Source organism: Novosphingobium sp. ST904, assembly GCF_001298105.1.
Taxonomy (GTDB): Bacteria; Pseudomonadota; Alphaproteobacteria; order Sphingomonadales; family Sphingomonadaceae; genus Novosphingobium.
The window spans coordinates 51,145-60,152 of sequence record NZ_LGJH01000130.1 but is presented as its reverse complement, the minus strand read 5'-3'; the positions used below and the strand labels follow the sequence as shown (position 1 = coordinate 60,152).

The following is a 9,008-nucleotide window of genomic DNA, read 5'->3' as shown; positions in this document are numbered from 1 at the left end:
CAGTTCGCCGCGCAGCACCAGGATCGGGCTAGGCCCCTCCCCAAAGTCCGCGCGGCCCACGAACGTTCCCTGCGCCCAGTCAGACGGCATCAGCGGCATATAGAAATGACTCCCCCAACCACGGTTATCAAATTGGTAGCGCTACAACGACAATTTCACACAATTGTCAAGATCGGGCGAGCAGCCCTTCGTCATCTCCCTGCAGATGCCCGCAAACGCAGTGCGGCCCCGGAGCGATTTCTCGCCGGGGCCGCGCCGCTGGCCTGTTGCAACAGGGCTTGCGGGTCTACTTCACGGGAACGAGCCGCATCGCCGCGCCGCCGCCCGGTGCGAGCCAAAGATCGTAAGTGTCGCCCTTCTTCACGGTGCGCGTGTCATAGGCGATCCTGTGGCGGGCATCGGTGAGGTAGGTGGCGCCCTCCTCGTCCTTCCAGATCGTCGCCTTGTAGGTCTTGCCGTGTTCGAGGAAGTCGAACGAGAGCGTGACGTTTCGCGCCGTCGCGTCGTTCACGCCGCCGACGAACCATTCCGGCCTCTTCCGGTCCTTGCGCGCGAACACCGCGTAATCGCCCACTTCGCCGGCGATCAGGTGGCTTTCGGCCCAGTCGGTGGGGACGTGGCTGATAAACTCCATCTCGCGCGGATGCTTGTCGAGGTTTTCCACGAAGTCCGCCGCCATCTGGATCGGCGAATAGATCGCAAGGTAGAGCCCAAGCTGCTTGGCCAGCGTGGAGGCCAGCGGATCGTGATGCGCGCCTTCAAGGCTCAGCACGCCCGGCGTGAAGTCCATCGGGCCGGAGAGCATGCGGGTATAGACCAGCGTCGGCTCATGGTCCGGCCCGTTGGCGAAGGCACCCCAGGCGTTGTATTCCATGCCCCGCGCGCCTTCGCGGCTGACCCAGTTCGGATAAGTGCGGCGCAGGCCGGTGTCCTTGACCGGTTCGTGCGCGTCGATGGCAATGTGGTGCTGTGCGGCCAGCTTCACCACATCCAGATGATGGTTCACCTGACGCTGGCCGTCATGCCATTCCATATGCGTTTCGCCCGGTTTTTCGCCGTAGCGCCAGGTATCGGCAATGATGCCGCCGCCATCGGCCACGTAGCCGGTCTTCACCGCAGGCACGCCCAGCTTCTCATAGAGCGCGAAGCCTGCATCCATCTGCTTTTCGTAGATGGCGATATTGCCGCCGGTCTCGTGATGGCCGATCAGCACCACGCCCTTCTTGCGGGCGTAATCGGTCACGGCCTTGATATCGAAGTCCGGTGTAGCTTCGGTGAAGCTGAAGTCGCCGTGGCCGAACCAGTCGCCGTCCCAGCCCTTGTTCCAGCCTTCGATCAGCACGCCGCCGAAATTGTGGCGGGCGGCATAGTCGATGTACTGCTTGGCGCGCGCGGTGGTGGCGCCGTGCTGGGGGCCCGTCGCCCAGGTCCAATCGCCGCGGATCATGCCCCACCAGATGCCGATATAGCGCATCGGCTTCACCCAGCTGACATCGCCCAGCTTGTTGGGTTCGTTGAGGTTCAGTTCCAGATCGTTCTCCACAAGGCCCGCCGCATTGTCCGCGATGCGGATCGTGCGCCAGGGCGTGTTGAACGGCAGATCGCGCACCACCCGCGCTCCGCGTGACGAAGGCGAAAGCGTGGTGCGGAAAGTCTGCCCATCCGCCCGCTTGAACCAGTAGCCCGCATAGTCGACCAGCGCTGCTTCGTGGAAAGACAGGTGGGTGCCGTCCTCCAGCTTCATGGTGATCGGCGTATGCGCGGTGGAAACCGCGTCGATCGCGGTCTTCTGGTAGACCTGCTCGTAGCGGTTCCATTCGCCGCCGGGGATCCACCATGCCTCGCCCTTGGGCACGATGTCGAACTCGGTGGTTTCGTCGGCGATCTTCATCGTCTTCATCGCCGGCTGCTCGGGCAGTTCGTAGCGGAAGCCCACGCCGTTATCGAACAGGCGAAAATGCACGTCCATCAACCGGCTGCCCTGCGCGGCGGACTGGCGGAAGTGGACCGTCACCTCGTTATAATGATCGCGCACATTGGTGCGCTCACCCCAGGGCTGCTGCCACGTATCGTCATGCGTGCCCTTTTCGCTGCCGGAAATCGCAAAGCCGCGCACCATGTTGACGCCGTCGGTCAGCACGAAGCCCAGCTTGCTCGGCGCGATCAGCAGCTTGCCCTTGCGCGACAGCGACCATGTGGGGCGGCTGTCGTTGTCGGTGCCGACGGTGAGCACGATCGAGCCATCGGGCGAGGCGGCGGTGACGCTGGGCTTGGCCTCCTGCGCATGAACGGCAAGCGGGGCGAGAGTAGCGGCAAGGATGCCGGCTCCAAGAAAACTGGTAGCGCCCAGCAGGCGGAAAGGCTTCATGCCCGATCTCCTTTTGAAACTTGCACTGGTGCGGCGGCCATTGATGGGATGCATCGTCCCCGACCTGGCCCTCCACGTTCCTCGTCATCCCCGCGAAGGCGGGGATCCAGCAGTGTGGTGCAGGACGCTGGACCCCCGCCTTCGCGGGGGTGACGAAATTTTTTGGTCATTGCTCAATCCAGATCGCGGCCCATGCCGGGAGCGAGCCGGGCGCGGCGTCATTGACGGCGGCGAGGACTTTGCCCGTTGTCGGCACCTCCTGCGGCCAGGCCGCATCGCGCTCACCAATGTTGAATACTGCCAGCACGGAGCGCCCCTCCGCCTCGCGGCGCAGCACGAGCCGCGTCTCGTCCGCCAGCAGCACCTCGCAAGTGCCCCGGCGCAGCGCCGCATCGTCGCGCCGCACGTGGATGAGGCGGCGCGTCAGGTGCAGCAGCGAGGCGGGATCGGCCTCCTGCCGGTCCACGGCGCGGGCAAGGTTCGCTTCGGAAAGCGGCAGCCACGGATGGCCACCGGTGAAACCGCCGTGCTCGTCCTGCGCCTTCCACGGCAGCGGCGTGCGCACGCGTCGCGCGAGAGGGTGAGCGGCCAGTTGGCGATGGCCTCCGGGTCCTGAAGCAGTTCGAACGGCACCTCGTCCTGCTCCAGCCCGAGTTCCTCGCCCTGAAACACGATCGGATTGCCCCGCAGCGAAAGGAGCAGCATCGCCTTCATCCGCGCGAAGGCGTCCCGGTGCTCAGGAGCGCACCAGCGCGAGACGGCGCGCGGCGCGTCGTGGTTCTCGAAAGCCCAGCTCGGCCAGCCCATTCCGGGCTCGTCCGGCCAGAATTCCTGCGCCGCCGCGACGCGCGCGGGGGTCAGGCTCTCGGCATAGAGGAAGTCGAAGCCATAGGCGCTGTTCAGCCGCGCGGACCCTTGCGTGAAGGCCTTCATCTCCACCCCGGCATTGAGCCCGCCGACCTCGGCCAGCGAATAGGTATCGGGATAAGAGGCGATCAGCGCCTGCAACCGCTCGATGAAGGCCAGAATATCCGGGTGCGACTGGTTGTATCGCTGGATCTGGAAGTCGTAGGGCCGCGTGCGGACTTTGCCATCATTCGGCGCGGGCGGATTGTCGCGCAGCAGCGGGTCATGCATCGAATGGTTGAGCGCGTCGATGCGGAAGCCCGAGACGCCCCGATCCAGCCAGAACTTCGCCACGCCCAGCAGCGCGTCCTGCACTTGCGGGTTATGGCAATTGAGCTGCGGCTGCTCGGCCAGGAAGTTGTGCATGTAATACTGCCCGCGCCGCGCGTCCCAACGCCATGCGGGGCCGCCGAAGATCGACTGCCAGTTGTTGGGCGGGGTGCCGTCCTCCTTGGGATCGGCCCAGACGTACCAGTCCGCGTGGCGGTTATCGCGGCTCTGGCGGCTTTCCACGAACCACGCGTGCCGGTCCGAAGTATGGGCGTAGACCTGATCGACGATGATCTTGAGCCCCAGATCGCGGGCCCGCGCGATCACCGCGTCGAAATCTTCCAGAGTGCCGAAAATCGGATCGACGGCGCAGTAATCCGCAATGTCATAGCCGAAATCGGCCATGGGCGAGGCGTAGAAGGGCGAAATCCACACCGCCTCCACGCCGAGGCTCGCCACGTGATCGAGCCGCGCGGCGATGCCGGGCAAGTCGCCGATGCCGTCGCCATTGGCGTCCGCGAAGCTGCGGGGATAGATCTGGTAGATGGCGGCGCCGCGCCACCATTCGGCAGGTAAGGTCATGGTCTTTTCCGCAGGGGAGGATCAGGGTTTCGCCGCGCAGACAGCAAAGCCGAGCGGCGGCAGGTCTACGCGCACCGAACCGGGCGCGCTGGCCCTGGCGGCGCAGGCCGTGCCCGCCAGCGTTGCAAACGAGAGCGAGGCCGGATCGACGGCAACAGCTGCAGAGACCGGCGCGGTCGAGGTGTTGAAAGCCAGCAGCACCTCGCGGCCCGTGGCCGGATCGAAGCGGGAGACGGCGACGAGGCCGGGCTTCTCCGATGCCGCGCGGGTGACCGAACGGCCATCAGTCAGCGCCGGCGTCTTCACGCGCAAGACGGAAAGCTGCGCGATCAGGCGGTAGAGCGGATGGGCGGGATCGAAGCTTTCGGTAGCCGTGGTCTTGGCCGAACCGACCAGCGCCTCGCCGTTGTAGATCGCCACTTTGCTGGCGAACATGTCCTGCCGCGAAAGCTGGTCGCCGCCGGCCCCTGTAAAGCCCTGCTCGTCGCCGTAATAGATCGTCGGCACGCCGCGCAGGGTGAGCAGCATGGCATGGGCCAGTTCATCCCGCTTCAGCAGTTCGTCCGCGCTCATCGCCGGGTTCGCGGCCTTCAGGAACATCGCCGCGCGCCCTGCGTCGTGGTTGCCGAGGAACGTCGGCAATTGCAGCGCCGCGCTGGCGCCGCCCTCGTAAAGACCGTCATCATCGGGCAGACGCGCCAGTTCCTCGCTGCTGCCACCGCCCGCAGCCTTCAGCACCGCATGCATGAAGGCGAAGTCCAGCACGCCGGGCAGCCCGGCATTGCGCGTCCAGCTGGCCAGCAGCGCCGGGTCGTAATCACCCGTCATCACTTCGCCGAAGATGTGGAAGTTCGGGATGCCCTTCGCCGCCGCGCGCGCCTTCATGGCGGGAACGAACGCGCGCCAGAATTCGGGGTTCACATGCTTGGCCGTATCGATGCGGAAACCGTCGATGCCGTACTTGTCGATCCAGTCGCCGTAGATCGCGATCATGCCTTCCAGCACGCGCGGGTTCTCGGTCGCCAGGTCATCCAGCCCGACGAAATCGCCAAGCTGCGCGCTTTCGCCCTTCCAGTCGGTATTGCCGCGATTGTGGTAGTAAGCCGGATCGTTGAGCCATGCGGGCGCTTTCACGCGCTCCTCGCCCCTGGGAACGAAGGGGGTATAAGCAGAGGCCGGATAGTCCGCCTTCGAACGGTACGGATAGCCCTCGGCAGCCCCCTCCCGGTACTGGATCACGTCTGCCGTGTGGTTGACGATGATGTCCATGTAGACCTTCATCCCCCGCGCATGGGCGGCATCGACCAGCGCCTTGAAGTCCGCGTCCGTTCCGAAATGCGGATCGACATGGGTGAAGTCGGTGATCCAGTAGCCGTGATAGCCTGCGCTCTCGCCCCCCTTCGGCCCCTGCACCGGCTTGTTCCTGAAGATCGGCCCCACCCAGATTGCCGTCGCGCCGAGGTTCTGGATATAGCCCAGCCGCGCGGCCAGCCCCTTGAGGTCACCGCCGTGATAGAAGGCCTTGTCGGTGGGATCGAAACCGGTGGCCAGCTTGCCGCCCTTGAGCCCGCCCGCATCGTTGGAAGGATCGCCGTTCTCGAACCGGTCGGGCAGGACGAAGTAGATCACCTCCTGCTCGGGGCTGCGCGCGCGCAGGTCTTCCAGCGGACCCGCCAGCGCGACTGGCGCGGCAAGCGATCCGGCCAGCGCAATGAGGGAAGATAGCAGGCGGTGCATCTCGGGAACTCTCCGATGTTTTGCTTCAACGTCGCCCCGAAACCCGTTCGGGGGAAGCGGAACCGGGAAGGGAGGGAGAGGAACTTCCCGGTTCCGCCCATTGCGATGCCGCCGGAGAGGAGGAGGTTCCCCGCACGGCACCGATAACCGGCCTCAGAACTTATACGTGAAGCCCGCCAGATAGCGCGCGCCGTAGCGCTGGTAGTCGATGATCTGGCGGCTATCGCCCGGATTGGTCGTCACGAAGGGCGCATTGGTGAGGTTCTGGCCCTGGATATAGAGCGAGAGCCCTTCCAGCGCGCTCCCCGGCTGGAAGTCATAGCCGATCTGCGCATCGACGATCGTTTCCGGCTGCGCGCGGCGCCGCTGGCGGTTGGCCGCGAAGCCCGAGACTTCGCCGATGAAGGTCGAACGATAGCGGACCGAGCCGCGCAGGTTGAAGCCCCACTTCTCGAAGAAGGCGGTGCCGTTGGCCACCCACTTCGAATAGCCCGGCAGCGCGGAAGCCGCTTCTCCCGGCATCGGATGGATCTTCGACTGCGTATAGGCGACCGAGCCGGTGACGCCGAAGCCCGAAAGCGCCGAGGTGAAGGCATCGAAGGGAAGCGTTCCCGCCACTTCCACGCCGTAGAGCTTGCCGCCCTGCCCGTTGACCGGCACGTTGATGACCGCGATCGGCGAGATCGTGTAGCCATTGCCCGGATCGGGCAGGGCCAGCGTCGAACTGTCGATCACCACGTCCTGGTTGTAGATGTAGCTCTTCAGCTCCTTCCAGAAGAACTGCGCGGCGATATAGCCCTTGGCCGCGAAGTATTTCTCGAACGTGAGGTCAAGCGCATTGGCGCGCCACGGGCGCAGGTCCGGGTTGCCCGACGAACCCGTCACCACTGCCACGCCGTCAGTGAAGGTATAGCCGTATTCCAGCGAGGCGCGCATGTCGTCGAGGCGCGGGCGGATGATCTCGCGCGCTGCGGCGAAGCGGACCACGAAGTCGCTGGGGAAACGCAGCGAGAGATTGAGGCTGGGCAGCACGTCGAGATAGTCGGTGCTGGACCGGCGGGTGGCGTAGAAATAGCTCGGCGAGCCGTTGGGGTTGAGGATCTGTTCGCCCGTCACCGGATCGAGGTTGGGCGCGGCGCTGCCGCCGCTGGAGTTCTGGTCGGTCCAGATCGCCTGGACGCCCACGTTGCCGGTCAGTTCGGCGGCACCGATCTGCGACTTGATGTTGGCCTGGAGATAGCCGGTCATCAGCTTTTCGCGGATCGCATAGCCCTTGGAAACCACGTCTCCGGTGGGGTTGGGCACCAGATTGTAGATGCCGTCCCGGATCAGGTCGAGCGGGTTGTAGCTGATGACGTTGCCCAGCCCGAGGTACTTCAGATTGGTGGTGCCGAGGCGGTACTGCTCGGGCACTTCCACACTGACGGTGCCGTCGGTATTGGCGGCAAGGCCCAGGAAATATTCTTCGGGAACCAGCGTCTTGGAGTGGCTGGTATAGTTCATGCCCGCCTGGATCGAACTGAGGAAGGAGGAATCCAGCTCCTTCTTCACCTCGGTGCGGAACTGCCAGAGCTCGTCCTTGATCTTGCGGTTGTTGTAGTAGCCGTCCTGCCCGCCGTAGATCGCGGTGCCGTCAGTGCCGATCTGGGTGCCGCCCCAGCCCTGCGGGCTGGTCAGCAGGATCTGGCTCCAGTCTCCATAGTCGAGATCGTGGGTGAAAGTGGTGCCCCTGGCGGCGCTGGTGAAGCCGATCGTATCGGTGGCGCCCTCTCCGGCGCGGCCGGTGCCCGAATAGCTCTCGATGGTCAGTTCGTTGCGGTCGGTCTTCGAATAGCTGGCGTCGAACATCGCCGTCCAGCCGTCGTCACCCTTCCATTCGTTGTTCCAGCCGAAGGAATAGAGCTTGGCATGGCGCTGGAACACGTCGTTGCGCAGCACGCCCTTCACGTTCGAGAAGCTGCCCGAATTGATCAGGCCGTCTTCCACGGTGTAGCCCGGGTCCAGCGTGGCCGAGGACCAGTAGAGCGGCAGTTCGATGCCGCGCTTGATCTGGTCGTCCTTGAAGTTCGAATAGAAGGCATCGATCGTCGAGGTGAAGTTCGCGCTCGGCCGCCATTGCAGCGTGCCGTTGAGCCCCAGCCGCTTCAGCTTGCTGGACGTGTTGTACGACTTCGAACCGCCGATAACCTTGTTGCCGTCTGCCGCATCGGCATAGCCCCAGGAGTTGAACTCCTGCACCTGATAGGGTTCGTCGTTGTAGCTGGCGCCGAGCGCAATGCCGAGCGTGTCGTTCGCGAACTGGTCCACGTACATGCCGTTGACGCGGAAGCCCTTGTCGTCCGAGCCCTTGTTCAGTTTGCCGAGATCCGCATAGACACCGCGCGCGCCCACGGTGACGATGCGCTTGCCGGTATCGAGCGGCCGGATCGTGCGCATGTCCACGGTGCCCGACAGCCCCTGCCCGACAAGGCTGGCCATCGGCGTCTTGTAGACGTTGACCGCGTTGATGACTTCGGAAGGGTACTGGTCGTACTCGACGGCGCGGTTGTCGCCAGTGGAGGTCTGCTCGCGGCCGTTCAGCAGCGTGGTCGAGAAATCGGGCGCGAAACCGCGGATCGAGATCGCGTTGGAGCGGCCGTTGACGCGCTGCGAGGTCAGGCCCGGCAGGCGGGCGATGGACTCGGCGATGGAAGCGTCGGGCAGCTTGCCGATATCCTCGGCGGAAACCGATTCCACGATCTGCTCGGCGCGCTTCTTCTTGTTGACCGCCGATTCAAGGCTGGCGCGAAATCCGGTGACGATGATCGCCTGATCCTGCTTGGGATCGTCCACCGGGGCGGCGTCCTGCGCGAAGGCGAAAGACGGCACGGCGGCCAGGGCGGCCGCAAGCGCCAGCGAAGACGAATTCCGGCGCGAAAACTGCTTATGAAGCGACATCCTGTCCTCCTCCTCAAGTGACCGTCCGCCCCTTCGATGTCTCGGGGGCGGCCGTGGAAGGCCCGGCGATTTTTTGCACCACGACTCTTTCCGTTCCCTCTCGCTTAGGGCGGGACAGGCGAATGCATAATATGGCATACGTATACGCAAGTGCCGCGAGGCCACGTTGCGTTGCGCGAATGCAACGCGGCGGACATGGGCGAGACGG

The 9,008-nt window shown here is 64.7% G+C and carries 3 protein-coding genes and 1 pseudogene; all 4 read right to left on the bottom strand.

Annotated elements, in window-relative coordinates:
• Positions 1-286: 286 nt before the first annotated feature.
• Positions 287-2,368: a glycoside hydrolase family 97 protein gene (locus tag ADT71_RS08265; RefSeq protein WP_054436168.1), complete on the bottom strand. Its 2,082-nt coding sequence runs from the start codon at positions 2,366-2,368 to the stop codon at positions 287-289.
• Positions 2,369-2,534: 166 nt separating this feature from the next.
• A pseudogene (locus tag ADT71_RS08260) lies at positions 2,535-4,126 on the bottom strand (alpha-amylase family glycosyl hydrolase).
• A gap of 21 nt (positions 4,127-4,147) precedes the next feature.
• A complete protein-coding gene (locus ADT71_RS08255) occupies positions 4,148-5,863 on the bottom strand; it encodes an alpha-amylase family glycosyl hydrolase (protein WP_054436166.1) in 1,716 nt (571 codons plus the stop codon).
• Positions 5,864-6,016: 153 nt separating this feature from the next.
• Positions 6,017-8,800 carry a TonB-dependent receptor gene (locus ADT71_RS08250; protein WP_185999182.1) on the bottom strand — a complete coding sequence of 928 codons (2,784 nt, stop codon included), beginning with the start codon at positions 8,798-8,800 and terminating at the stop codon, positions 6,017-6,019.
• Positions 8,801-9,008: the final 208 nt, after the last annotated feature.

Bases quoted from the DNA above. Each gene is read 5' to 3' on its own strand.
- ADT71_RS08265 (WP_054436168.1), bottom strand. From the start codon at position 2,368: ATGAAGCCTTTCCGCCTGCTGGGCGCTACCAGTTTTCTTGGAGCCGGC.
- ADT71_RS08255 (WP_054436166.1), bottom strand. From the start codon at position 5,863: ATGCACCGCCTGCTATCTTCCCTCATTGCGCTGGCCGGATCGCTTGCC.
- ADT71_RS08250 (WP_185999182.1), bottom strand. From the start codon at position 8,800: ATGTCGCTTCATAAGCAGTTTTCGCGCCGGAATTCGTCTTCGCTGGCG.